The following is a 25,955-nucleotide window of genomic DNA, read 5'->3' on the forward strand; positions in this document are numbered from 1 at the left end:
CGGAACTGACTTGTTGACTAAAACCTAGCTGTTTACTAGAACTTAGCTAAGTGCTGGCAGTGTCGATGTTGCAATATCAATAATCGGTTGTGGCCACAGACCAAACACAATAACCGCTATCGCACACAGCGCTGCAAACACAGTTCCCAACGTCATTTTTTCTGGTCCAGTATAGCGGTCTGCATGTTCTGCATCACGGCTATATAAGCTCGCCATAAAGCGCAAGTAGTAGAACAATCCGAGTGCACTACCTACCACCACAGCCCCTGTCAGCCACCACAATTGTGCGTATACGGCCGAAAGGATGGCATAGAACTTACCAATGAACCCAAGCGTAATAGGAATACCCGCTAGAGATAACATCATTACCGTCATCACCATCGCCAAGACTGGCTTGTGCCAGAATAAGCCGCGGAATGCACTGAAATCATCTTGGTCATCACCACGGTATGGGCTAGAAATTACGCTAACCACACCAAACGCCCCCAAGCTCGCTAACAAATAGCTCACCAGGTAGATAGCAATGGTGACTTGTGCCAATTGAGCATCAACACGCATTGCCACTAACGTAACCAGTAAATACCCCATATGAGCGATAGATGAGTAACCAAGCAGACGCTTCGCACTCTTCTGAGTCAATGCCAGTAAGTTACCAAACAAGATTGACGCAATCGCAATCACACCAACAACCGCTAATAATGTATCTGTTTGTGCGATGCCATCAACATGCGTAATTGGTGCTTCTAAGAAGATGCGAACCAACACCGCAAAGATAGCGATTTTACTGCCTGTTGCTAAGAAAGCGGCAACGGGTGCAGGCGCACCTTGATAAACGTCTGGCGTCCATAATTGGAATGGGAACAACGATAATTTAAAGCCGAAGCCCACAATCATCATACCTAAACCAACTAAAATCAGTGGCGCGTGAATGCTGCTATTCGCTAAACTTTGACCGACGACGCTGAAGCTTAAGCTACCTGATTCTGCGTATAATAAAGCGATACCAAACAGCAGGAATGACGACGCTGCTGCGGATAACACCATATACTTGATACCCGCCTCTAAAGTACGGCTACGTTCAAAGGTATAAGCAACCAGACCAAATAGTGGAATAGAGATCAATTCAATACCGATGAACATCGAAGCCATATGGTTCGACATTCCCAGCAGAACGCCACCCGTCACCGCAATGCTCAATAAGAGGTAAAACTCTTCTTTATTATCATTAAAGCCTTCTAGCCAATGATAAGCAAAAATAGCGGTACCCATACCTGCGATCAGAACCAGTCCTGAGTAGAACAGTGCAAAACCATCAACTAACAGCAATGAAGTCACTGCTCTTGGCAGTAATGCTTCCTCGCCCACTGGTGTAGGAATGGCATAGCCGTTCACCCAAATCAGTGAAACAAATGTCAGGAGAAAGCCAACAACCGTTATTGCGGCACTGGTTAAATGATCTCGCCGCCACGCAATTGACAGCATCACAATCACTGCGGTCAATCCAGAAAGGATTAACGGCAGCATTGCTAACAATTCTAAAGTTGTTATTGTCATGGCGAATTACTACCCTTGTGTTGAAAGTGAAGCAGAATACAGGTTATGCAGTGTTTCCATCGAACCCGCAGACGTATCTAAGATAGGTTGTGGGTAGAAACCAATGATAACCAATAAAGCCGCCAGAACCAGTAAAACACCAAACTCGCGAGCCGTTAGCCCTTTCAGTTCAGTCTCTGATTTCGGCGTTCCGTAGTAAGTCTGCTGCATCATCCATAGTGCATAGATAGAGGCAAACACCACACCAAACACCATAATGCAGGTCACTAATGTGAATTGGTTGAAGCTACCGAAGAAGATCATGAATTCGCCGATAAAGTTACCTGTGCCCGGCATACCTAAGGTTGCTGCGGCAAAGAACAGGGATAAACCCGGTAACCATTTGATGCGCTTCCATAATCCACCCATCATGCGCATATCACGAGTCTGAGTACGTTCGTACAGCTGGCCACTGATAATAATCAGTGCCGCACCCGACAGACCGTTAGTGATCATTTGCACCACAGCACCTTGATAGGCCAGTGTCGATGCTGCATAGATAGCCACGGTCACAAAGCCCATGTGCGATAAGCTACTGTACGCCGCTAAACGTTTAATATCCGTCTGTTTGAATGCTAACCATGCACCGTAGAAGATACTGATCACACCCAGCGTCATTGCCACTGGTGTAAATTGCAGTGAAGCTTCAGGGAACAGTGGCAGTACAAAACGTAATAAACCGTATGCGGCTGTTTTCAGCATGATACCGGAGATATCGACAGAACCCGCCGTTGGCGATTGTTCTTGGGTATCTGCCATCCACCCATGGAATGGCACTAATGGCATTTTTACTGCGAAAGCAATAAAGAAGCCCAGCATCAGCAAGAAGCCCGCCGTACCTGACAACGCACTTTCAGTACCTAGCAACGCGTTATAGTCGAATGTCAGCTCATTGAACGCAATCCAGTGAAGGATAACTAAGCCGATAATCGCCACCAGCATGATCAAACCGCTGACTTGCGTATAGATAAAGAACTTTGTTGCTGCCTTAACATGCTGACGGTTACCTGACCCTTTGTGTCCCCAATTCGCAATCAGGAAGTACATCGGGATCAACATCATCTCCCAGAAGAAGAAGAATAAGAACAGGTCAACCGCCGTGAAGATCCCCATCACACCTGCAATAATCCATAGCAGGTTAAAGTGATAGGCACCTTGGTTCTCTTGCTGCTCGCTCCACGAACTAAGGATTGAAAACGCGCCCATAATGGCAGTTAACACCACCATCAACAGCGATAATCCATCAACCGCTAACGAGAAATTGATACCCAGCGCAGGGATCCATTCCGTTGAGTATGTATTTTGCCACTCTGGAATACCTTGCGGGTTAACCAGCGAATAATCCCCTTGCGCCCAAAATAGTACCGCAAGGATAAGCGTGATCCCCATCGTCCCCAGCGCAACCCAACGAGGTGCGCGGTGACTGAATCGGTCGGCCTGCCAGCTTAGCAGGGCACCGATAAAGGGAATAAGTATTAGCCAATATAATTGCATGGCGCAATGTGTCCCTTAATTAAACCAAAAGCAGCAGAGCAAGAATCAGCACTGCACCCAGCCCCAGAGAGGCAACATACCAACGGATCTGACCGTTTTCACTCACTGCTAGCCCTTTGTTTGCCCAACGTGAAAGATGTGCAGGGATATTCATCAGTGAGTTAATCGGATCGCTTTCGAGTAACCATGCAATTCCTTTGAAAGGTTTTACAAAAATTACATCATACAACCAGTCGAAGCCCCATGCGTGGTACCACCACGTTGAGAAGAAACGACCAATCGCAGTTTTCGCAATCGCATCAACGATAGAGCGTCTAAACAGATAGAGGAACGTCGCAATCAACAGACCTGCGATAGCAAACCCACCCGAGATAGCTTCGATAAACAGTTTACCGTCTTCAGCTTCCATAGGTTTTGCAGGGAATACGCCCTCTAATGGCTGGTGGATCATCGCCCCCACGAAGGTTGCAAGGATTGCCAAAATAGCCAGTGGTACAGTGTGAGTGATGCCTTTAACTTTATGTGCTTTGATTTTAGCTTCACCGTGGAAGACGATGAAAATCATACGGAAGGTGTAAATTGCGGTCATTAATGCACCGATAATACCCGCCCATAACAGCACAGTTTGCCCATCCACTTTCGCGCCCCACAAGATGGCATCTTTACTGTAGAAACCAGAAGTAAACAGTGGCAACGCGGCCAATGCACTACCACCGATTAACATCACAATATAAACGAATGGAATTTGCTTACGCAGCCCACCCATTTTGAAGATGTTTTGCTCGTGATGACACGCGATGATCACCGAACCTGCGGACAGGAACAGTAACGCTTTGAAGAAGGCGTGCGTCATTAAGTGGAAAATTGCCGCATCCCATGCTTGTACGCCCAGAGCCAAGAACATGTAACCAATCTGGCTCATAGTCGAGTAAGCAAGAACACGTTTGATATCCGTTTGAACCAGTGCTGCGAAACCTGCAAACAGCAATGTAACCGCACCCACAACACCCACTAAATGCAGAATGTCTGGGGTTAATAGGAACAGACCATGAGTACGCGCGATTAAGTACACACCCGCAGTAACCATGGTTGCGGCGTGGATCAGTGCAGATACTGGCGTTGGACCCGCCATCGCATCGGCTAACCATGTTTGTAATGGCAGCTGAGCTGATTTACCTACCGCACCACCTAATAACATCAGCGTTGCCCAGTTCAGCATCGATAAGCCTTCTGGAGACAACTGAGTCGCACGTTGTGCCATTTCGCTGAAGTTTAAGGTACCCAATTCGTTGTACAGGATAAACATGCCGATAGCCAAGAACACGTCACCGATACGGGTCACGAAGAAGGCTTTCATTGCCGCTTTACCGTTCTCTGGGTTGGTGTAATAGAAACCAATCAACAGATAACTGCACAGCCCTACCCCTTCCCAACCGAGATACATCAGCATCATGTTATCGGCCAGCACTAATACCACCATGCTCGCGATAAACAGGTTCGTGTAAGTGAAGAAACGTGAGTAACCTTCCTCGCCACGCATATACCAAGAGGCATACACATGAATAAGGAAGCCCACACCCGTTACCACACCTAACATGGTCAGAGAAAGACCATCAAGGGACAGGCTAAATGGGATGGTGAAATTACCCACAGACATCCAAGTCCATAACATTTGTGGGTATGGCTCATATCCACCATTAGCTAAAACAGGTTGGGCTAAAAACTCAGAACCTGCATAAAATGCAACTAGAGCGGCCAGACCCACTGAGCCTGCACCGATAATCGCGGATACATTTTCTGACCAACGACCGCGGGAAAATGCGAGAAGCACAGACCCTAACAGCGGGAACAGAATCGTTAAATAGAGTAAGTTCATTCGCGCATCTCACTGACTTTATCAATGTTCAGGTTTTGACGATGACGATGGAGTTGCAGTAACAACGCCAATCCAATACTCGCCTCCGCTGCCGCCAGAGTGATTGCCAGAATATACATAATCTGACCATCTGGTTGCCCCCAAAAACTGCCCGCGACCACAAAGGCTAATGCCGTTGCGTTCACCATGATTTCCAGTCCGATCAGCATGAAAAGCAGGTTGCGGCGAATAACAAGACAGCTCAGTCCCATTACAAAGATAATTGCCGCTAAAATCAGACCATGTTGAAGAGGTATCATTGTTTCTCCCCCGCATTACGGCTGTTGCTGACAAGATCAGCGCTGTTTTCTGAACGGTCACGACCCACGTGGAAGGCAACAACCAGACCCGCGAGTAATAATAACGATGCTAATTCAACGGCTAAGACGTAAGGACCAAACAAGCTGATACCCACTTCTTTCGCTGTGATAATCACACCTTCCGTTTTTTCTTGGTGAGAAAGGCTGGTGATCCCATACACTAAAATGCCCAGTAAAACGGCAGATAGCACTGCGGGACCAATCCACGTTTTCGGTGTTAACCAAGCGCGCTCTTGTTCTTGTACTGAGCGACCTAAGTTCAACATCATCACCACGAAAACAAACAGAACCATAATGGCGCCAGCGTAAACGATAATCTCCAATGCGCCGGCAAAATACGCACCGAGCGAGAAGAACACCATTGACAGTGCCAATAGAGAAACCACCAGATACAGTAGCGCATGCACTGGATTGGTATTAGTAATCACCCTCAAAGTTGCTAGAACAGCAACTAAACCGGCGATATAAAATGTAAATTCCATGAATATCGCTCCTTACGGCAACAGGTCTTTGACGTTGATAGGTTTCGCTTCGTTATCCGCTTCGCCTTTATCTTTGCCTGCGATCGCCATACCTGATTTACGGTAAAAGTTATAATCAGGATATTTACCCGGTCCTGAAATCAACAGGTCGTTTTTCTCATAAACCAGATCCTGACGACGCCAATCTGCCATTTCGAAATCTGGCGTCAATTGGATTGCCGTAGTTGGACAAGCCTCTTCACACAGACCACAGAAAATGCAGCGAGAGAAGTTCACGCGGAAAAATTCGGGATACCAGCGTCCATCTTCGTGCTCGGCTTTTTGCAGTGAGATACATCCCACTGGGCAAGCAACCGCACACAAGTTACACGCAACACAACGCTCTTCACCGTCAGGATCGCGCGTTAGCACGATGCGCCCACGGTAACGGGGTGGCAGATAAACCGGCTCTTCTGGGTACATTTGCGTTTCCCGTTTATCGAACGCATGTAGACCCACCATCCAAATACTGCGTACTTGGGTGGCGAAACCGACCAATAACTCTTTTAATGTCATGGTTCAATCACCCCTTACTGAGCGTTGTATAAAATCACTGCTGCGGTACCCAGCAGGTTAAGCAGTGTCAGCGGCAGACAAATTTTCCAGCCGAAGGACATTACTTGGTCATAACGTGGGCGCGGTAATGAAGCACGGATCAAGATGAACATCATCATGAAGAAGGCTGTTTTAATCGCAAACCACAGGAAAGCAGGCAGGAATGGACCATGCCAACCACCAAAGAACAGTGTCACAATCAGCGCGGACACGGTCACGATACCGATATATTCACCCACGAAGAACAGACCGAATTTCATACCGGAATATTCCACATGGTAACCGTCGGCAATCTCTTGTTCCGCTTCTGGCTGGTCAAATGGGTGACGGTGACATACCGCAACCCCCGCAATCGCAAACGTGATAAAACCAAAGAATTGTGGGATCACGTTCCACATACCCTCTTGGGAATTCACGATATCGATTAAGTTGAATGAACCCGCTTGCGCGACCACACCCATCAATGACAAGCCTAAGAACACTTCATAACTCACCGTTTGAGCCGATGCACGCATCGCACCCAATAAGGAGTATTTGTTGTTACTTGACCAACCGGCGAACAGTACCGCGTACACCGCCAGACCTGCCATCATCAGGAAGAATAAGATCCCGATATTCAGGTCAGCGACGTGCCAAGTCGGGCTGACTGGCACAATGGCAAATGCTAAGAACAGAGAACAAAATGCGATAACCGGCGCAAGCGTAAAGATTTTCTTATCCGCGAACTCTGGGATCCAGTCCTCTTTAAACAGCATTTTGAACATGTCGGCAATCAGTTGTCCCATTCCAAATGGACCCACACGGTTAGGACCGTAACGGTTCTGGAATAGACCGAGAATACGGCGTTCGCCGAGACTCATGTATGCCCCGCAGGTCACGACAACCAGCAAGATAACAACCGATTTAAGGATGGAAATTAGGACTTCCATCACCGCAGGAGAAATCCAATCCATCATGCGCCCCTCCGCAGATTATTCACTGACACGCCCGCCATTACCGGAGCAATTCCTGGCATACCCAGAGGTAAACCGATTTGACCCACAGCAAGGTGCTGACTAATGCGCACTGGCAGATTAAAGGTTTGACCTGCATGACTAAATTCAGCTTTCACGCCAGCATTTAGACCGAGTGTCGCCGCATCTTGCGCGTTCAACATGATATAAGGCTCTGGCATACGCTGCTGGATAACATCAGAACGTTGTGAGGTTTCATCACTACCAAATAGATGATAGTAAGGCGCCACAACCCACTGTGCTTCGCCGCTTTGGTAAGCCGCAGGAACCTCAGTGAAGTACGCCAATTTGCTTTCTTTCGAATTGAATAAACGCACACCCGGATCACCGAACAGTAAGTGTCCGCCCACCTCTGCTTGGAATTTGTTCCATGCTTGTGGTGAGTTCCAGCCCGGCGCCCATGCAAATGGAATTTGCTGACGTGGTGCTTTCGGTTGGTTATTCCCTTCCATTGAGAACGCAAATGGTGAGTCGATATCTTGCGGTTGACGCGGTTCATGAACCGATTTGTCTGCCAGCATTGCCGTACGACCGCTGTAACGATGCGGTTCACGTGCCAGTTTCTGCCCACGAATGCGGAAAGAGGCTTTCGGTGCCGTATCTCTAATGCCCGCAAATTGTGGCAGAGCTGCCACACACTCTTCGATAACGTGGTCTAATTGCGACCAATCTGCATCACGTTGCTGCGCTTCAGTTTGCAGTGAATGCATCCAGCGCCAGCTTTCGTTCATTACGATGCTGTTATCGTAGTAAGTTGGGTCAAAGACTTGGAAGAAGCGTTGAGCACGACCTTCTTGGTTGATAAGCGTACCGTCTGCTTCAGCAAAACTTGCCGCAGGCAGGACTAATGTCGCTTTATCCATGATGTCCGTGTGCTGGTGGTCTGCCACGATCAGGTGCTTCAATTTCGCTAATGCGCTATTGACAGCATCCACGGTGCTATGACGGTAAAGGTCATTTTCCATCACGATAGCCACATCCGCTTCGTTAGCTTCAATGCGTGAGAATGCATTTTCTAATGGCAATGCGTTCATCATCGCAAGACCAAAGCTGTTGGCATGAGACGCGACATAAGACAGACCGACGTTCGCCCCCTTCGCTTTCAGTGCAAATGCGACGTTAGCTGCGGCTTCGATCATCGCATCACTAGCGCTATGGCTACCACTGATAATCAGAGGTTTTTTCGCACCCGCTAAGGCTTGAGCTACGGTTTCTACTTTCGCTTTCACATCAGCCGGTAAATCATTTACCGCCGGTGCGTCACCGTTGATCAGGTTAGCAATCGCAAAACCGAAACGTGCTTGATCAGCCACTGGCGCACGGTAGTTGTATGCGGCTACATCATCTAAATGCGTGTCATCCACGTTAGTGATAAATAGAGGATACTTAGCGTGTTGACCAATGTTTTGAATCGCTGCGATTTGCCAGTCAGCCACTTTTTGTGCTGCTGCCATTTCACGGGCTTTACCTTTCACCGCTTGGCGAACAGATAATGCCATACGGGCGCCTGTCTGAGTTAAATCTTCACCCAGAACTAACACCGCATCATAACCTTCGATTTCACGCAATGTTGGGGTGTAAACACCGCCGTTTTGCAGGATGTTTTGCATCAACGCTAAGCGGTGCTGTTCATCCTTAGAAATACCAGAGTAGAAGTTTTCAGCACCCACTAAAGCACACAGTGCATAGTTGCTTTCGACGCTAGCACGTGGAGAACCGATACCAATCACTTTCTTCGCTTGATTGATGATCTGCGCACCACTTTGCATTGCTTCAATCGCCGAAACCACCTGCTGTATGCCATCTTTGGTTAACAGCGCTTGGCGAGGACGGTCTTTACGGTTCACGTAACCATAACCAAAGCGACCACGGTCACACAGGAAGTAATGGTTTACAGAACCGTTATAACGGTTTTCAATACGGCGCAGTTCACCATAACGCTCACCTGGGCTGGTGTTACAACCGATGCTGCACTGTTGGCAGATACCCGGTGCAAATTGCATATCCCATTTACGGTTATAGCGTTCTGAGTGCGTTTTGTCGGTGAATACCCCTGTTGGGCACACTTCAACGAGGTTACCGGAAAATTCACTTTCCAGCGTGCCGTCTTCAGTACGACCAAAGTAGACATAGTTATGCGCGCCATACACACCTAAATCGGTGCCATCCGCATAATCTTTGTAGTAACGAACGCAACGGTAACACGCGATACAACGGTTCATTTCATGACTAATGAATGGACCGAGATCTTGGTTTACGTGCGTGCGTTTTGTAAAACGATACTTACGCATAGTATGACCAGTCATCACCGTCATATCTTGTAAGTGGCAGTTACCACCCTCCTCACAGACTGGGCAGTCGTGTGGATGGTTGGTCATCAGCCATTCAACAACACTTTCACGGAATTGTTTGGCTTCTTCATCATCGATTGAGATGTAAGTGCCTTCCGTTGCCGGTGTCATACAAGACATCACGAGACGACCACGAGTGTCATCTGCGTTTTGATACTGCTTCACCGCACACTGGCGGCAAGCGCCAACGCTTCCCAGCGCCGGATGCCAGCAAAAATAAGGAATATCTAGCCCCAACGATAAGCAGGCTTGTAACAGGTTTTCAGACCCGTTTACGTCATATTCTTTGCCGTCTACATATATCGTAGCCATAGTCAGCATGCTTCCCAAAGGCCCGCTTTAGCAGGCGTTAAACATAAATACGTTCTTCGTCAAAAATTCGTTTAGCGGTTGCTCAATCGCTAAATGCTTACCAACGCTGCTTGAGCAGGTTTGGCTGGATCCCGGCAATCTGCACGATGTTGCGCAGATCTTTTTTCGAGATACCCGCTTCGAACTCTCCACGGAAATATTTGATGGCGCTTTGTAATGGCTCAACCGCACCCGGTGCGTGTGCACAGAAGGTTTTGCCTGGTCCTAAGAAACGGCAAAGTTGTTCAAGAGTTTCGATATCCCCTTCTTGACCTTCACCTTTTTCTAATGCCTGTAGAATTTTTACGCTCCAAGGCAGACCATCACGGCACGGTGTACACCAACCACAGGATTCACGCGCGAAGAAGGTTTCTAAGTTACGTACTAAAGAAACCATGTTGATTTCGTTATCGACTGCCATCGCTAGCGCTGTACCTAAACGACTGCCTGCTTTTGCAATATTTTCGAAATCCATCGGTAAATCGAGGTGATCGTTGGTCAGGAAGTCAGTTCCTGCACCACCCGGTTGCCATGCTTTGAGTTTTAATCCATCACGCATACCGCCCGCGTAGTCTTCTAAGACTTCACGTGCCGTTGTACCAAATGGCAGTTCCCACAGACCCGGATTTTTCACGCGTCCAGAAAAGCCCATCAGCTTAGTGCCCGCATCTTTACTTTTGCCCGCGCTTAAATCGATATACCACTGGTCACCATGCTCTAGAATTGCTGGCACGTTACAGATAGTTTCAACGTTATTAACGCAGGTCGGTTTACCCCATGCACCTGAACTTGCAGGGAATGGTGGTTTAGAGCGTGGGTTTGCACGACGACCTTCAAGGGAGTTAATCAATGCGGTTTCTTCACCGCAGATATAACGACCTGCACCGGTATGCACGAATAGCTCAAAATCAAAGCCCGAACCGAGAATATTTTTACCTAATAGACCCGCTGCTTTGGCTTCTTCGATGGCACGACGCAAATGTTTAGCCGCTTCAACATATTCGCCACGTAAGAAGATATAACCACGATACGCTTTCAATGCATAAGCGCCGATGATCATCCCTTCCACTAACAAGTGTGGCAGTTGTTCCATCAATAAACGGTCTTTGTAAGTGCCCGGTTCCATTTCATCCGCATTACATAAGAAGTAACGCAGTTTCATGTTTTCGTCTTTCGGCATTAAGCTCCACTTCAGACCCGTCGAGAACCCTGCACCACCACGACCTTTCAGTCCGGCGTCTTTGACAAGGTTAACCACTTCATCAGGAGCCATGCCTTTAAGGGCACGTTCAACACCTTTGTATCCGTTTTTACTGCGATACTCATCTAACCAGACTGGCTGCGCGTCATCGCGTAGGCGCCAAGTTAATGGATGAGTTTCCGCGGTACGGATCACAGGGTTTGCGGAGAAGTTTGTCATGGATACTGCTCCAGTAGCTTTTGAATATTTTCAGGCTGCACATGACTGTGGGTATCGTCATCGATCATCATCGTTGGACCCTTGTCACAGTTACCTAAGCAACAGGTTGGCAGCAGCGTAAAGCGACCATCAGCGGTGGTTTGACCTGGGCGAATACTCAGCTGTTTAATAATTTCAGCTTCTAAGCCTTGGTAGCCCGTAATATGGCAAACAACGCTGTCGCAATAACGAATAATGTGGCGACCCACTGGTTGACGGAAAATTTGGCTATAGAATGTTGCCACGCCTTCTACGTCACTCGCAGGGATGCCGAGAACTTCTGCGATAGCGTGAATTGCGCCATCTTCGACCCAGCCACGATTTTTTTGCACAATTTTCAGCGCTTCAATTGACGCCGCGCGTGCATCTTCGTAGTGGTGTTTTTCCCCTTCAATTTCCGCACGCTCATGTTCAGTTAACACAAAACCGTGATTAACTTGCGGTTCGAAGGTATTCACCACGTCAGACTGGCTGTTACAGCCGCATTGGCCAGTGCCACATTGACCTTGTTTATCTTGTTCATTATGCATGGTTAGCGATCCACATCCGACATTACAAAATCGATACTACCCAGATAGACAATTAAGTCAGAAACCAAGCTACCTCTGATTGTCGCCGGAATTTGCTGCAAGTGCGCATAACTCGGAGTACGAATACGTGTACGGTAGCTCATGGTGCTGCCGTCACTGGTTAAGTAGTAGCTGTTGATCCCTTTGGTTGCTTCAACCATCTGGAATGATTCGTTAGCTGGCATTACCGGCCCCCAAGACACTTGTAAGAAGTGGTTGATCAGGGTTTCGATATGCTGCAATGTGCGCTCTTTCGGTGGCGGCGTTGTCAGTGGATGGTCAGCTTTAAATGGACCTTCAGGCATATTCTTCAGACACTGCTCAAGAATACGGATACTTTGACGCATCTCTTCCACTTTGATCATTACGCGGTCATAGCAGTCACCGTTATGGGCGATTGGAATGTCGAATTCAAAGTTTTCATAACCTGAATAAGGACGTGCTTTACGTACGTCAAAGTCCACACCCGTTGCACGCAAGCCTGCACCTGTCACACCCCACGCTAATGCCTCTTCCTTGGTGTAAGATGCCACACCAATAGAACGACCTTTCAAAATGGAGTTTTTCAGCGCAGAAGTCACATAGGATTCTAGACGTTTCGGTAACCAGTCTAATAATTCACGCAGTAATTTATCCCAGCCACGCGGTAAATCGTGAGCAACCCCACCGATGCGGAACCAAGCTGGGTGCATACGGAAACCAGTGATTGCTTCAATGACGTTGTACACTTTTTGTCTATCAGTAAACGCAAAGAACACTGGCGTCATCGCACCAACGTCTTGAATATAGGTACTGATATACAGTAGGTGACTGTTGATACGGAACAGTTCAGACATCATCACACGGATAGTTTTTACGCGATCCGGTACTTCGATACCTGCCAGTTTTTCAACCGCAAGAATGTATGGCATTTCATTCACACAACCGCCGAGGTATTCGATACGGTCGGTATAAGGAATGTAGCTATGCCATGACTGACGCTCACCCATTTTTTCCGCACCACGGTGGTGGTAGCCGATGTCGGGAACGCAGTTAACAATCTCTTCGCCATCCAATTGCAGCACGATACGGAATGCACCGTGAGAAGATGGGTGGTTTGGCCCCAAGTTCAGGAACATGAAATCTTCGTTTTCATTTCCGCGATCTAAGCCCCACTCTTCTGGTTTGAAAGTTAATGCTTCCATTTCCAGATCTTGCTTTTGCTTAGTCAGAACAAATGGGTCGAATTCCGTGGCGCGCGCAGGGTAATCTTTGCGCAGCGGGTGACCTTCCCAGCTTGGAGACATCAGCAGGCGACGTAAATTCGGGTGACCTTGGAAGGTGATCCCGAACATGTCCCACACTTCACGCTCATACCAGTTGGCATTTGGGAATAAAGAAACCACTGATGGCACGTTTAAGTCTTTCTCGTTAAGAGCCACTTTCAACATGATATCGCGATTTCGGTCAATGGAAATGATGTGGTAGAACACACTAAAGTCCGCTTCAGGCAGACCTTGGCGATGAATACGCTGGCGTTCATCGACTCCGTGTAAGTCGAACAACATCACATAAGGTTTAGGTAGTTTCTGTAAGAAATCTACAATTTCCAGTAATTGTTCACGGCGTACCCAAACGACTGGCATGCCAGTGCGGGTTGCTTGAACTGAAAAGGCATCCGGGCCAAATTGGTTGCGCAGTTCCAGAAGCACAGGATCATTAATGTGATCTTGTGTCTGCCATTCTGGCTGATTATGACTCGCTTGCGCTATCTGATCTGTCATCATTCTTCACCATAACGCTTGATCAGGTTTATTATTTCGCAACAACATTGCTCTGTTACGCTGTATGGCTAAAAGCCTTAAATTTCGTCAGGGGTACGCAGGTTGGTTACTGCAATACGTTCACCGTGTTTTCTTTCTCTTTCTGACTGCATATTCGCACGATAAACACCCTGATCACCGACAACCCATGAAAGTGGGCGACGTTCTTTGCCGATGGATTCTTGTAACAGAAGGAGAGCCTGCATATAGGCTTCAGGGCGTGGCGGGCAGCCTGGAATGTACACATCCACGGGAATAAATTTGTCGACACCTTGAACAACAGAGTAGATGTCATACATCCCACCGGAGTTCGCACATGAACCCATGGAGATAACCCATTTTGGTTCAAGCATTTGGTCATAAAGGCGCTGGATGACGGGAGCCATTTTGGTAAAACAAGTTCCCGCAACAACCATAAAGTCGGCTTGACGAGGAGAAGCACGCAGTACTTCCGCACCAAAGCGGGCTACGTCATGAACAGCCGTGAACGACGTCACCATTTCTACATAGCAACATGAAAGACCGAAGTTGTATGGCCACAGGGAGTTTTTACGTCCCCAGTTCACCACATCATGAAGTGCATGGGATAATTTCCCCATATACACGCTGTTTTCAACTTGCTGCTCAAGAGGATCAGTAACAATTTCTTGAGTTTGCAGTGGGTAACGGTCGTTCTCACCGTTCGGATCTATGCGGGTGAGCGTATAATCCATTGTATAATGCCTCGCTTTTTACTGCGGATGACGATTGCTGATTTTAATAACTTCACTAGGACCTTTAACTGCGCGACGTGAACGGATTGGAGTCCAATCGAGTGCACCAACGCGGATCAGATAAAATAATCCCGCCAACAATACCAAGATAAAAATAGCGGCTTCGATGAAACCGACCCATCCCGCTTCGCGGATGGCGACAGACCATGCAAATAAGAACATAGCCTCCACATCGAAGATCACGAAAAACATCGCGACCAAGTAAAACTTGGCTGACATACGAAGACGAGCACTACCGACAGAGTCAATACCTGACTCGTAGGGAACATGTTTTGTTCTGGCTTTAGCGCGGCTACCCAAGAAATGACCTGCGGTCAACATGAAAGCGCAAAGACCAATAGCGCCGAGAAGGAATATAGCAAAGCCCCAGTTATGGGCTAACTCTAGGATTGATGTAGACATACTCGTTGCTTACTCATTACTTATGGCACTTAACTGCTCTTTTTATAACACGGCAGTATTGCACCACAATTGCCCAGTTAATCGAGAAGAAAGACTAAAATTGACCTCTAAACTAAAAGATCCCCCAAACTAAAATCAGCCTGACGACTGCTGTTTGGTTTGCCCTTCTCTCACTACATTTTATTTTGCTCAAATGAGACAAAATAACCGTATTTATTACAAATAATTCACACGTCAAAAACATTTGTGAAACAAAAATAACTCATTAACTGCTAAAACGTGTCAGTGTTACTATACACAAATAAACACGCAAAGTAGTCTAACTGATTATTCGCTTTTACTACACTATTATCTCAGGAAAAACCTGTCTTAACAGACGAAAAAATGTGCTTTTTATTTGATCTAACGCACAGATTTATTGAAAAAATACTCAATTTGTTTACATAACATCCGAATTTAATTTAATAAGCGATAACGAATTTTTATTCATCATACCCACTAAGCCACTGACTACTCTCAGCTATTTTATCAATTCAGCAAATAAATTTTGTTAAAAGCGTAACAAATCGTTAACTAACTAATGAATTTCATGTTATGCCATATACATCACAATTATTTCATGCTCTTACGCGTAAATCCATACTCAATAAGTGGTTAATTCGTGTGTTTTGTCACCTATTGAGCAGAAACATTGTTCACTATTTTGTCACCTGAACTTTAAGTAAAATATCGTACTGGCAAAATCCCCTTCTTCCCCTATTAACCACTTAATGAGTATGGTCAGTAAATTTCAGTTAAAAACAATTTGATAACAATATAAATGCGTAAAATAGTCAGGTCGGTTTTAAGGAAGAATATAAATGGAAAAAAAACGGCTGAGCCAGAATTAACTGACTCAGCCGGATAAACATATTTTGATTTATTTGACACTTATCTTTGATAAAAATCCTATTTTATCGATAAGGACAGTTCTCTATCTTATTGAGCGCCGTTCTCAACTTGTTCAGCGACAGAATAAGAGATTTTTTTGTTTTCAATTGCATTAAAAACAGTGAGCACGAAATCTTTTTGCTCATCCGCATTTTTATATAGCCAGTACTGAATATCTGGCAAGCGAGGTAAGCCATCTGACTCACCTAAAACACGCAGATCCGCATTTTGCATTTCCATTGGACGTGCAGTTACTCCAACTTCAGCATTCACCGCTGCGCGAACAGCAGGTAATGATGCAGCTTCATAAGCTACATGCCATGGTAATCCCGCTTCATCTAATGCATGAGTACATAACTTACGGTATGGGTTAGTTTCATCCATTACCACCAATGGGATTGGCTCATTTGGGCGTAACTGAAAATCAGGTGCGCTGTGCCATAAAATCGGGACAGTTCTTAATGCTGTTTTTGGGTGCTGAGGAATACGACTTGTCGTTAATGCTAGATCAATTTCATGATTATCTAACATTGACTCAATAAACTGAGCACGTTTAATTCTCACTTCTACCGCGATGCGTGGAAATACGGAGGCAATACGGTTTAGTAAGAACGGTAATAAGATATCGACTGTATCGTCGGATGCCCCGATACGCAATTCGCCATCTGCATCGTTATAGGTTAAAGATGCGGTGGCATCATCATTAGCGCGTAAAATTTGTCTCGCATAACCGAGTAATTGCAAACCGTGGGCGGTTAACAGCTTATTACGCCCGTGACGTGCAAATAATTCACGACCAACTAATTGCTCTAAACGTTGCATCTGCTGACTAACAGCGGACTGGGTTCGACATACTGCGGCGGCAGCAGCGGCAAAAGTGTTAAGATCAGCCACTGCGACAAATGTGCGTAGTAAATCGAGATCTAAGTTCATTATGGGACGATTGGAATTTATCATCGTACATTCTCTTTATATAATTTTATGATACCTGGTGTTTCTGCTCTCCTCCGTGAGAATCAGCGAGTCTTAAAAATAATCCAACTTTTTGCATTTCTAATCCGTAGATCTGCATTTATTGTATTCAATACTCTATATTGCTATATCTATTTGATAATTAACTTAAACAGCTTAATTATCCAATTAGTGTTTTAAATTTCTATCAATTAAAGCGGGGTTGATTAACGTAAAACTCAATAAGCGCGAAATAATTGAAGAAGACTAAATAGTAACATATTTAATGTAGTTGCAATTATTTTAATGTAAGCTGTTTATGTAACATATGATGTAAATTAACAATTTTATTAATTATCAATACACTAAACATTATAACCACGGTTTCACTAAGAATATTCTCATTAAAATAATCAATATTGCTAACAAAAAAAGTCAAAAAGCACCCAAAATGCCCCGACCAATAGTTAAATTTATTTCTAATTTAATGATTTAAGATGCAAACTTACAGAGTGATACAATTTTTGTTACTTTGTCATTATGCGACTTTTCTGCCATTTTTTTATAACTCATCCACTGACACACTCCAAAACAACGATAATTATCAGAATTAGATTCTGACTTAATTACTATAATTGGAACCATCATCTAACTTATTCAATACTTTAAGATAGCACATATCTGATTTATGTCTAAACCAACCTTTTACACCAAAAATTATCTAGCATCTTCAAAAGCTTCCGAGGGAGGAGTACAGTAGATAGTAACGCCGGAAGTCCCCTATGATTGCTAGCCCGTTAGGGTAACGAGAGAACCATGAATACGATAATGAAATCCAATAAGCTTGATAATGTTTGCTATGACATTCGCGGGCCAGTTTTAAAAGAAGCTAAACGCTTAGAAGAAGAAGGCAATAAAGTCCTAAAACTGAACATTGGTAACCCGGCACCGTTTGGCTTTGAAGCACCTGATGAGATCCTCGTTGATGTCCTGCGCAATCTGCCAAGCTCACAAGGTTACTGTGATTCTAAAGGCTTATATTCTGCGCGTAAGGCAATTGTTCAACACTACCAAGCCCGTGATATCCACGATATGACGGTTGAAGATGTCTATATTGGTAACGGTGTTTCTGAATTAATCGTTCAAGCAATGCAAGCGCTATTAAACAATGGCGATGAAATGCTGGTTCCAGCCCCTGACTATCCACTCTGGACAGCGGCTGTTTCGTTATCGGGCGGTAATGCTGTTCACTATATGTGTGATGAGCAACAAGGCTGGATGCCGGATATTGACGATATCCGCAAGAAAATCAGCCCACGTACCCGCGGGATTGTCATCATCAACCCAAATAACCCAACTGGTGCGGTGTACAGCAAAGAACTATTAATGGAAATTGTCGAGATTGCTCGCCAGCATAGTTTGATTATCTTTGCCGACGAAATTTACGATAAAATTCTGTATGACGATGCGCAGCACCACTCTATCGCAGCATTGGCTCCTGACTTACTGACAGTGACCTTTAACGGGTTATCAAAAACCTACCGTGTCGCAGGTTTCCGCCAAGGTTGGATGGTATTAAATGGTCCGAAAAAGCAGGCCAAAAGTTATATTGAAGGCTTAGAAATGTTAGCCTCCATGCGCTTATGTGCTAACGTGCCAATGCAACACGCTATCCAAACAGCATTAGGTGGCTACCAAAGTATCAGCGAATTTATCCAACCGGGTGGTCGTTTATATGAGCAACGTAATCGTGCATGGGAATTGATTAACCAAATTCCTGGTGTCTCTTGTGTTAAACCACAAGGCGCCCTGTATATGTTCCCGAAAATTGATATTAAACGTTTTAATATCCACGATGACCAAAAAATGATCCTTGACCTGCTACTGCAAGAAAAAGTGCTATTAGTTCAGGGAACTGCATTTAACTGGCCACATCCAGACCATTTCCGTATTGTTACCCTGCCTTATGCAGATGACTTAGAGATGGCAATCACCAAGTTTGGACGCTTCCTTAGCGGATATAAGCAGTAATTAGAGCATTATTAAGATTTTTATGAATAAATAGCTCCTCAGTGGGCTATTTATTTTTGATAGCCTATAAAATAAAATATTACTGTTATAAGTAATTAAAATGACCCATCCTATAATCAAAGTTATCTCACAATACTTTAAATCATTTAAGTGTGATTAATTTCAGGGTGAGCAGGAAAATAGAACAGTCCTAAAAGAACCATTCTATTTATTACATATCATCTCTTAATACGACTATCTTTATCTGATATTTAAATGATAGAAATAAGATAAACTGCCGCAAGAAAAAACAATACTAATATTACAGGGAAGTATTTCATAAAAACCTCGATTAGCTGACAAGTTAGAATAATATCGATGATTATAAATCATTCTTCCCTTATATCAATTAATCGTTTAATAAATTAATTTCCATCTATTTAGGAGTATCTTTATAAGATTGACTGAATTCCTATTTATATATAACAATAAACCCATCCTTGGATTAACCATATGCTACAGCTATTAGAATGTATAAACACCACATATATTTTTTTAGCATAACCATTTATGGGTTAAATCTCTAAAAACCCAAAGCCATTCAAGTTAATATACTCCGCATGACCCTGTTTATTTCTTTTTTCGCCCTACTTTACATTAAGCTTATGGTTAGCCAAATTATGTTTAACGACTGTTAAACCCTCACACTAGACATTTTCAAAGGTAATATATATCAACCTTGTTTCAAATACTTTACCGATGTTTCTCGCAATAGCTATTTGATTGAAAAAAGAAAAACTCAGTAATACATAGACATTTTTGTCGAAAAAGTTCCTGATACTGGGTATGTAACATTTAATTGCTTGTTTTTGCCATCAACGGATAATTTAACTCGCCCTATTTTTTTATCTTCCTCACCAATTGAGCAAAAAAATCCATCAGGCGTAGTATAAGAACCCGACAACGTTACAATATGAACACGCCAGTAATCACTTGTTTGTCCAACATCATGTTGAATAATATATTCAAATGCATTTTCAATCAGTTCATTATTTTGTATACCCCCAAGTGAAATTGAAGCCAATCTAATTGAAGTGTGCTGTAAATTAGCCATCAATATCTCTTCTCCCCAATGGTTTTCAAATGAGGCAATACCACCACTTAGTTTTTCTATGTTCATACATCCTCCTTTTTAGATAGAGTCTCATCATAGCGGTATTTAAGTAACCTTAAACCACTTGTATTTATTAGTTTTTTATAAGAAAAGCCCTCTTAAGCCTGACAAAATAAACTTACCAGCCTCATAAATTTTGAGATATAATTTAGACCATCACCGGATCACTGAAGAGGGATTATGAGTTATTTTTTTGCCCACCTTGCTAGAATGAAACTTATTCATCGCTGGCCACTCATGCGCAATGTGCGTACCGAGAATGTCTCCGAGCATAGCTTACAAGTTGCCATGGTAGCACATGCTCTTGCGGTCATTAAAAACCGCAAATTCGAGGGAAATGTCAACCCTGAAAAAATTGCGCTATTTGCCATGTATCATGATGCCAGTGAAGTCATCACTGGTGACTTGCCAACGCCAATTAAATATCACAATCAGCAAATCGCCCACGAATATAAAAAAATCGAGAAATTTGCCCAACAAAAATTGTTGGATATGCTGCCAGAAGAGTTGCAAGACGATTTTAAATGCTTACTGGTAGAAGATCTGCAATCCGAGGAAGAACATTTTATTGTAAAACAGGCAGATACCTTATGTGCCTATTTAAAATGTTTAGAAGAGCTATCCGCAGGTAATAGCGAATTCAAGTTAGCCAAAAGACGTCTTGAAAAAATGTTAGCGGAGCGCAATAGCCCTGAAATGGAATATTTTATAAAAACGTTTGTACCTAGCTTTACTCTGTCTTTAGATGAAATAAGCAATTAATATATAAGTAGTGGTATGCGATGCCCACTTATATAGTATATTTATTGTTCTACCAATCTAAAAACTTCAAGTCTAAACTCGTCTAACAAAAGAGCTTAATCAACCTTTTCTAATTTTACATTACAACCTATCATTACAGAGAATGCAATATAAAATGTTTTTGCATCCCCATTAATACCCAATATTACAAACTCAGAATCATCAATTGAAATAGTACAACGTAAAGGTTCTTTCGTTTCATAAACCTCTCCACTCTTCGTGACTAATTTTAATGACCAAAAATCATATGAATCTATTTTATTTCGCTCAAATAATATAGTGAACACCTTTTTCAGTTCAGCCTTATTCGGAATGTCATATATTTCTTTTGAAGTTAACAGTTTTTTAGTTATATCAAAATAACCAGAGACAAAGTGAGTTAACACAACATGTGATAAATCCTCCCCCCAATAATTTTCAAAATCGCAATAACCGTAAACAAACTTCTCATTACCCCACGATTCATTTTTACTCATATCATCCGCCTATAATTAATAGATATTGAATTGAGGAGAATATCAACAAAAGATTTATCATTAAAATATATTAAATATTATAAATTTATTATTTTTAATATAAAAAGAGCCCTAATATATAATAGAGCTCTTTATTGATACTATTTTTGTATTTACTTAAAAAGGAAATAAGATAGGAATAACTGCCACACTGATAAACATTACAATTATCGTAAATGGCACGCCGATCTTCAGAAAATCTGCAAATTTATAACCACCGGGACCCAATACCAATGTATTCACAGGGGAAGAAACAGGGGTCATAAACGCAGCGGATGCCGCAATACCAATCACCATCGCAAAAGGTAATGGAGAGACATCCATTTGATGCGCGGCGGCAATCGCAATAGGCGCCATAAGTACCGCAGTAGCCGTATTGGAAATAAATAAGCCTATCGTCGCGCATAAAATAAACAGGCAGACTAGCATCACATGAGGACCTAATCCGCCAGCTACCTTCATTAGTGCATCTACCGCAAGGGCTATCCCCCCGGTTTCTTGTAAAGCGATAGCGAATGGCATCATGCCAACAATCAAAATAATACTCGGCCAATGTATCGATTTGTACGCGCTTTCCATATCAATACAGCGAAATTTTCCCATTAATAAACAGGCAATCAACGCTGCAATAAAGTTAGGGATTTCATTGGTCACCATCATCGCCACCATGAGCGCAAGGCAAAATAACGCATGAGGGGCTTGTGAAGAGGCAGGGGCAACAGCTTCGACTTCGGCGGCTAAGTTCAATACGATAAAATTACGCGGTTTTGTTGATAGAACACGGATCAGCTTCCAGTCTCCAATGACCAGTAAAATATCCCCTAAGCGCAGAGGTTCATCCACCAGCTTTCCATCAAGGGCCTTTCCATCACGGCGGATCCCGACGATGTTTAAACCATATCGGGTACGAAATTTAATCTCTCGTAAACTTTTACCTAGCAATTCCGAGTCCGGGTTCATGGAAACTTCCGCCATCCCCACATCCCTTGATTGCTCGGAAAAATAATCCCCACGCAAAATCATCGGCTCAAGAAGCTGTTCACTGCAAAATTGGCGCAGTTCATCGTCAGTCACTGAAATATCAATTAGCAAAACATCACGCTCACGTAGCTCCGTTCCCCCCGTTGCACTCACCATCACACGGCGAAACTTACGCCAGCGCTCAATCCCCACAACGTTTGCACCATAACGGGAACGCAAATGAAGCTCATCAAGCGTGTGTCCAATCAGTGAAGAACCTTTACGAATCGCTAATCGGCGGGCACGCCCAGCCAGTTTATAATCGCGGATCAAATCACGAAAACTACGTTGATATTTAACAGGTTGTTTATCCGGTTCATTGCTACCCAACCAACGGCGAGTCAGCCACATATAGCCAATACCCGCGACTAAAATAAGAAGTCCTATTGGGGTGATTGAGAAAAATTGAAAGCTGGGTAATCCTTCGCGAACTAATTCACTGTTGACCACCATGTTGGGTGGTGTTGCGACTAATGTCATCATGCCGCTGATTAAGCCAGCAAAGCCCAGCGGCATCATTAATCGACTTGGTGAGGTTTTCATCCGTGCTGCGACACTGAGCACCACCGGAATAAAGATAGCGACCACGCCAGTGGAGCTCATAAATGCACCGAGCCCCGCCACCGTCATCATTAAAAAGACGAGCATTTTACTTTCGCTGCTGCCTGCAACTCGGACGAGCCACTCCCCCATTTGGTAGGCAATTCCGGTACGAACCAGACCATCACCGATGACAAACAGAGCGGCAATCAACAAAACGTTAGGATCCGCAAAACCCGCCGTTGCCTGTTGTAAGGTCAGTGTATCGCTTAATACAAACGCCACAATGACTAATAAGGCAACCACATCCATGCGGACTTTATTGGTAGTAAATAGAACAACCGCGATCAATAGTAGGGTTAGCACCCATAGCAATTCTCCGTTCAAAGTATCCCCTTTCGACGAAAAAAAACAGGCTAAAGATTTTAGTTAGTTAACCATGTTTTTCAGAGGATTTCTTTGATTAGATCTCAATTAGACGTTTTTCGACACGAAAAGCTCAAAATAGCCGTTATCGTCAGGACCTGTCACGGAAATTTGTTCTAATGTACTAATAATCGCAGAGATTTCATCTCTTCTTGGCATGCCTTCTGGATCATGAACCGCAATAACTTGGCAGCCCGCACTTAATGCTGAATGGATCCCCGCTGGCGCATCTTCAAAAGCAATGCACTCTTCAGGAGGCAGTTCGAGGCTTTTCGCCCCTAATTGGAAAGGTTCTGGGTCTGGTTTACCTTTCGAGACTTTTTCAAACGTGACCCAATGTTTAGGTTCAGGTAAACCCGCTGCTGCTCGGCGTCCGTGAGCAATGGGTACTGTACCTGATGTCACAATCGCCCAAGGGGCACCTAATTTATTCAGTAAAGATAACAGTGCTATTGCACCTGGCAGTGCAACAACCCCCTCCATATCTTCACTTTCCATCTTCTCTAACCAACGAAAATGGCTTTGCAGCTCTTCTTCGCTTGCATTAGGTAGGAAATGGCGCAATGTGGTCATTGCAGGTTTTCCATGGATATAGTCGATAATCGCTTGCTTATCTTCACCAATTCTATCGCCGAATAAACACCAACAGCGCTCAACAACAGCGAGTGAATCCGCCAACGTGCCATCGAGATCGAATAAAAAACCTTTTGCTTTTAACTTCACATCAAACCCTTTTTCAGAAAATCGTGCTACCTAATGCAAGACGTAAATGTGTCTACCTAAAAAGATAGGTTAAGCATTGAGAATTTGAGAAACCTCAACCGCTGAAAGGTGATATTGGCGAGGGCAAGCTTGCCAAATTTTCAGCATTCTTAAATATTTATCCCACATTGGTGTTTGTGAGTTAAAGCCATGAGTTCCGCTATCGAAATGGGTATATCGCCCTTCTGTATTAACCATAAAGCGCACATAACTCAGATAACGCGCTTCCGTTGCAGCATCAAAGCCCAAAAACTGCACACGACGGCCATCCACACCATGTTTATCTTCCATGTTGCCGTAAGAAACTTGCAGCGCATGGTACATTTCCATCACTTCAATAACTGTACGACACGTTTGCTCGCTGAGTTCACCAAAATCCCTATCCAGCTCGCGCATTTGTAAACCAAATCCACGCTCAATGATAGTTTGCAGACGGCGGTAACGCTCCGCGTTATCTGGGTCTAACATGGTCATCATTTTATATTGATTGGATAAAATTAAGCGTTCAGCATTGGTCATTTCCATCACAGCTCTCCGTAGATAATTTTCTGCAATCTTCGCATTCAATGTTGATAATGCACAGATTAAATATCACTTTTATTGATCTAAACAGTTATTTTGCGTTAATTACTGTTAAATAAAGGTTTGTTATCAAATCGAATGCTAAATAAGGTTCAATGAACCGTTTAGATATCTTCCATAAAGGTATGATCTAACTGATTGAACGCTTTTTTCAAAAGTTCGGCTAGCGCCATATAGTCAGGCTGCTGCTCAACGGGTGCCATCGCGATTCCCGCTTCGGTAAATTTATCGCGAATTTCATAGAACCAGCTTAATAACCCTGCCGGTAATGGTGTGACGGCACGCTTACCTAACCACCATAATCCTTGCATTGGCAAGCTGCAGGCAAATAATGCCGTTGCGACAGCTGGACCTAACTGCCCGCCTAACGCAATTTGCCAAGCCAGCGTAAATATCGCAATGGGCGGCATAAAGCGGATCCCAAACCGAATCGCTTTATTGATACGTAGTTCAGGAAACAGTGGCGTTAGCTTTTTTTCCATAGGGAAAACCTTCAGATAGTGATTACCTAATCTGAAGCGTTTGAAAAAACCCGGAGGGGTACTCTGCATTGTGCTCATCAATTAATTTCCTACTACCATTAATTTCCTACTGCCATTCATTTTCTGCTGCTATTCATTTCTGGATGTCATCACAAAAACAATATCAATCTATGGCTAGCTTACGTCAAATTGAGCGTGAACGCACACTCAGTTTTTAAGTTAATTTTCACAAATTTAGCTTTAATTAAGCTAACTTAAATGAAACCCGCTATTCTCTTGAATACGTAACTCACCGCTATAACTACACTTTATATGGCATTTATGATTTTAATCAACCAAACGCCCTATTTTTAAAAAAAACGTATAAAATATAAAATAGTTTTAGTAGAATCGACCGTAATTAGAATTACTGCCGAACTATGTTACTTAATAGTTCTCTTTAATAAGTAAACAACAGTGATATATTGGGGTTCTGCGCGTTATTTCAACACGATACTGTGACTTATTTTTCACAGTTATTTAACAGCATCACGTAACGTTTGCGCGAGAAAACCCTGTAAAATCATCGACCCATGTACTTTTTTGCACATATCATGATATCAATCATGAATTGGTCGGATATAAATGCGCTAGGCTCTAGCGAA

At 43.9% G+C, this 25,955-nt stretch carries 22 protein-coding genes; 2 read left to right on the forward strand and 20 right to left on the reverse strand.

What is annotated here, in order from left to right; genetic code table 11:
- Positions 1-42 precede the first annotated feature (42 nt).
- The 14 genes from nuoN to HFU86_RS12075 form a co-directional block, all read right to left on the reverse strand.
- A complete protein-coding gene (gene nuoN / locus HFU86_RS12010) occupies positions 43-1,554 on the reverse strand; it encodes an NADH-quinone oxidoreductase subunit NuoN (RefSeq protein WP_132495436.1) in 1,512 nt (503 codons plus the stop codon).
- Between the two features lie 9 nt (positions 1,555-1,563).
- Positions 1,564-3,087: an NADH-quinone oxidoreductase subunit M gene (nuoM, locus tag HFU86_RS12015; protein WP_187129339.1), complete on the reverse strand. Its 1,524-nt coding sequence runs from the start codon at positions 3,085-3,087 to the stop codon at positions 1,564-1,566.
- Positions 3,088-3,106: 19 nt separating this feature from the next.
- Positions 3,107-4,963 carry an NADH-quinone oxidoreductase subunit L gene (gene nuoL, locus HFU86_RS12020; RefSeq protein ID WP_036952752.1) on the reverse strand — a complete coding sequence of 619 codons (1,857 nt, stop codon included), beginning with the start codon at positions 4,961-4,963 and terminating at the stop codon, positions 3,107-3,109.
- Positions 4,960-5,262, reverse strand: coding sequence for an NADH-quinone oxidoreductase subunit NuoK (nuoK, locus tag HFU86_RS12025; RefSeq protein WP_006660292.1), 303 nt, complete (start codon positions 5,260-5,262; stop codon positions 4,960-4,962). Before nuoK ends, nuoL begins: the two co-directional genes overlap by 4 nt.
- The gene (nuoJ, locus tag HFU86_RS12030) at positions 5,259-5,804 is read right to left on the reverse strand and encodes an NADH-quinone oxidoreductase subunit J (RefSeq protein ID WP_036952750.1); all 546 of its coding nucleotides are present in this window, start codon (positions 5,802-5,804) and stop codon (positions 5,259-5,261) included. Before nuoJ ends, nuoK begins: the two co-directional genes overlap by 4 nt.
- A gap of 12 nt (positions 5,805-5,816) precedes the next feature.
- Positions 5,817-6,359, reverse strand: a complete 543-nt coding sequence (gene nuoI, locus HFU86_RS12035) for an NADH-quinone oxidoreductase subunit NuoI (protein WP_004259834.1) — start codon at positions 6,357-6,359, stop codon at positions 5,817-5,819.
- A gap of 14 nt (positions 6,360-6,373) precedes the next feature.
- The gene (nuoH, locus tag HFU86_RS12040) at positions 6,374-7,351 is read right to left on the reverse strand and encodes an NADH-quinone oxidoreductase subunit NuoH (protein ID WP_036952747.1); all 978 of its coding nucleotides are present in this window, start codon (positions 7,349-7,351) and stop codon (positions 6,374-6,376) included.
- The gene (nuoG, locus tag HFU86_RS12045) at positions 7,351-10,083 is read right to left on the reverse strand and encodes an NADH-quinone oxidoreductase subunit NuoG (RefSeq protein ID WP_187129340.1); all 2,733 of its coding nucleotides are present in this window, start codon (positions 10,081-10,083) and stop codon (positions 7,351-7,353) included. The genes nuoH and nuoG overlap by 1 nt, the downstream gene beginning before the upstream one ends.
- An 88-nt stretch (positions 10,084-10,171) precedes the next feature.
- Positions 10,172-11,533 (reverse strand): NADH-quinone oxidoreductase subunit NuoF, encoded by a 1,362-nt coding sequence (gene nuoF, locus HFU86_RS12050; protein WP_036952742.1) that lies wholly within the window; start codon positions 11,531-11,533, stop codon positions 10,172-10,174.
- Positions 11,530-12,102 carry an NADH-quinone oxidoreductase subunit NuoE gene (nuoE, locus tag HFU86_RS12055; protein WP_230086728.1) on the reverse strand — a complete coding sequence of 191 codons (573 nt, stop codon included), beginning with the start codon at positions 12,100-12,102 and terminating at the stop codon, positions 11,530-11,532. The genes nuoF and nuoE overlap by 4 nt, the downstream gene beginning before the upstream one ends.
- A 2-nt stretch (positions 12,103-12,104) precedes the next feature.
- Entirely contained in the window at positions 12,105-13,907 is a 1,803-nt protein-coding gene (nuoC, locus tag HFU86_RS12060; RefSeq protein WP_181477305.1) for an NADH-quinone oxidoreductase subunit C/D, read from the reverse strand.
- A 74-nt stretch (positions 13,908-13,981) separates the two neighbouring features.
- Positions 13,982-14,656, reverse strand: coding sequence for a NuoB/complex I 20 kDa subunit family protein (locus HFU86_RS12065; RefSeq protein ID WP_004912254.1), 675 nt, complete (start codon positions 14,654-14,656; stop codon positions 13,982-13,984).
- Positions 14,657-14,674: 18 nt separating this feature from the next.
- Positions 14,675-15,118 carry an NADH-quinone oxidoreductase subunit A gene (locus tag HFU86_RS12070; RefSeq protein ID WP_036952734.1) on the reverse strand — a complete coding sequence of 148 codons (444 nt, stop codon included), beginning with the start codon at positions 15,116-15,118 and terminating at the stop codon, positions 14,675-14,677.
- 978 nt (positions 15,119-16,096) lie between these two features.
- Entirely contained in the window at positions 16,097-17,005 is a 909-nt protein-coding gene (locus tag HFU86_RS12075; protein WP_036952731.1) for a LysR family transcriptional regulator, read from the reverse strand.
- Positions 17,006-17,815: 810 nt separating this feature from the next.
- On the opposite strand from HFU86_RS12075, the gene HFU86_RS12080 reads away from it, so the two are divergent.
- Complete coding sequence (locus HFU86_RS12080; RefSeq protein WP_036952728.1) at positions 17,816-19,030, forward strand: pyridoxal phosphate-dependent aminotransferase; 1,215 nt, start codon at positions 17,816-17,818, stop codon at positions 19,028-19,030.
- A gap of 778 nt (positions 19,031-19,808) precedes the next feature.
- Here the strand turns inward: HFU86_RS12080 and HFU86_RS12085 are convergent.
- Complete coding sequence (locus HFU86_RS12085; protein ID WP_132495442.1) at positions 19,809-20,189, reverse strand: hypothetical protein; 381 nt, start codon at positions 20,187-20,189, stop codon at positions 19,809-19,811.
- A 174-nt stretch (positions 20,190-20,363) separates the two neighbouring features.
- On the opposite strand from HFU86_RS12085, the gene yfbR reads away from it, so the two are divergent.
- The gene (gene yfbR, locus HFU86_RS12090; protein WP_036952723.1) at positions 20,364-20,945 is read left to right on the forward strand and encodes a 5'-deoxynucleotidase; all 582 of its coding nucleotides are present in this window, start codon (positions 20,364-20,366) and stop codon (positions 20,943-20,945) included.
- A 95-nt stretch (positions 20,946-21,040) separates the two neighbouring features.
- On the opposite strand, the gene HFU86_RS12095 is transcribed toward yfbR, so the two are convergent.
- The 5 genes from HFU86_RS12095 to yfbV form a co-directional block, all read right to left on the reverse strand.
- On the reverse strand, positions 21,041-21,460 hold the full coding sequence (locus tag HFU86_RS12095; protein WP_051422684.1) for a hypothetical protein: 420 nt from the start codon (positions 21,458-21,460) through the stop codon (positions 21,041-21,043).
- Positions 21,461-21,616: 156 nt separating this feature from the next.
- Positions 21,617-23,446, reverse strand: a complete 1,830-nt coding sequence (locus HFU86_RS12100; RefSeq protein ID WP_187129341.1) for an SLC13 family permease — start codon at positions 23,444-23,446, stop codon at positions 21,617-21,619.
- Between the two features lie 87 nt (positions 23,447-23,533).
- Entirely contained in the window at positions 23,534-24,208 is a 675-nt protein-coding gene (locus HFU86_RS12105; protein WP_132495446.1) for a sugar phosphatase, read from the reverse strand.
- 69 nt (positions 24,209-24,277) lie between these two features.
- A complete protein-coding gene (locus HFU86_RS12110; RefSeq protein ID WP_036952716.1) occupies positions 24,278-24,772 on the reverse strand; it encodes a YfbU family protein in 495 nt (164 codons plus the stop codon).
- 161 nt (positions 24,773-24,933) lie between these two features.
- The gene (gene yfbV, locus HFU86_RS12115; protein ID WP_036952713.1) at positions 24,934-25,389 is read right to left on the reverse strand and encodes a terminus macrodomain insulation protein YfbV; all 456 of its coding nucleotides are present in this window, start codon (positions 25,387-25,389) and stop codon (positions 24,934-24,936) included.
- Between the last annotated feature and the right edge of the window lie 566 nt (positions 25,390-25,955).

It is taken from the genome of Providencia sp. JUb39 (assembly GCF_012272845.1).
In the GTDB taxonomy this organism is placed as follows: Bacteria; Pseudomonadota; Gammaproteobacteria; order Enterobacterales; family Enterobacteriaceae; genus Providencia; species Providencia lanzhouensis.

Coding starts and splice junctions, on each gene's coding strand:
- nuoN (WP_132495436.1), bottom strand. CDS start 1,554: ATGACAATAACAACTTTAGAATTGTTAGCAATGCTGCCGTTAATCCTT.
- nuoM (WP_187129339.1), bottom strand. CDS start 3,087: ATGCAATTATATTGGCTAATACTTATTCCCTTTATCGGTGCCCTGCTA.
- nuoL (WP_036952752.1), bottom strand. CDS start 4,963: ATGAACTTACTCTATTTAACGATTCTGTTCCCGCTGTTAGGGTCTGTG.
- nuoK (WP_006660292.1), bottom strand. CDS start 5,262: ATGATACCTCTTCAACATGGTCTGATTTTAGCGGCAATTATCTTTGTA.
- nuoJ (WP_036952750.1), bottom strand. CDS start 5,804: ATGGAATTTACATTTTATATCGCCGGTTTAGTTGCTGTTCTAGCAACT.
- nuoI (WP_004259834.1), bottom strand. CDS start 6,359: ATGACATTAAAAGAGTTATTGGTCGGTTTCGCCACCCAAGTACGCAGT.
- nuoH (WP_036952747.1), bottom strand. CDS start 7,351: ATGGATTGGATTTCTCCTGCGGTGATGGAAGTCCTAATTTCCATCCTT.
- nuoG (WP_187129340.1), bottom strand. CDS start 10,083: ATGCTGACTATGGCTACGATATATGTAGACGGCAAAGAATATGACGTA.
- nuoF (WP_036952742.1), bottom strand. CDS start 11,533: ATGACAAACTTCTCCGCAAACCCTGTGATCCGTACCGCGGAAACTCAT.
- nuoE (WP_230086728.1), bottom strand. CDS start 12,102: ATGCATAATGAACAAGATAAACAAGGTCAATGTGGCACTGGCCAATGC.
- nuoC (WP_181477305.1), bottom strand. CDS start 13,907: ATGATGACAGATCAGATAGCGCAAGCGAGTCATAATCAGCCAGAATGG.
- HFU86_RS12065 (WP_004912254.1), bottom strand. CDS start 14,656: ATGGATTATACGCTCACCCGCATAGATCCGAACGGTGAGAACGACCGT.
- HFU86_RS12070 (WP_036952734.1), bottom strand. CDS start 15,118: ATGTCTACATCAATCCTAGAGTTAGCCCATAACTGGGGCTTTGCTATA.
- HFU86_RS12075 (WP_036952731.1), bottom strand. CDS start 17,005: ATGATAAATTCCAATCGTCCCATAATGAACTTAGATCTCGATTTACTA.
- HFU86_RS12080 (WP_036952728.1), top strand. CDS start 17,816: ATGAATACGATAATGAAATCCAATAAGCTTGATAATGTTTGCTATGAC.
- HFU86_RS12085 (WP_132495442.1), bottom strand. CDS start 20,189: ATGAACATAGAAAAACTAAGTGGTGGTATTGCCTCATTTGAAAACCAT.
- yfbR (WP_036952723.1), top strand. CDS start 20,364: ATGAGTTATTTTTTTGCCCACCTTGCTAGAATGAAACTTATTCATCGC.
- HFU86_RS12095 (WP_051422684.1), bottom strand. CDS start 21,460: ATGAGTAAAAATGAATCGTGGGGTAATGAGAAGTTTGTTTACGGTTAT.
- HFU86_RS12110 (WP_036952716.1), bottom strand. CDS start 24,772: ATGGAAATGACCAATGCTGAACGCTTAATTTTATCCAATCAATATAAA.
- yfbV (WP_036952713.1), bottom strand. CDS start 25,389: ATGAGCACAATGCAGAGTACCCCTCCGGGTTTTTTCAAACGCTTCAGA.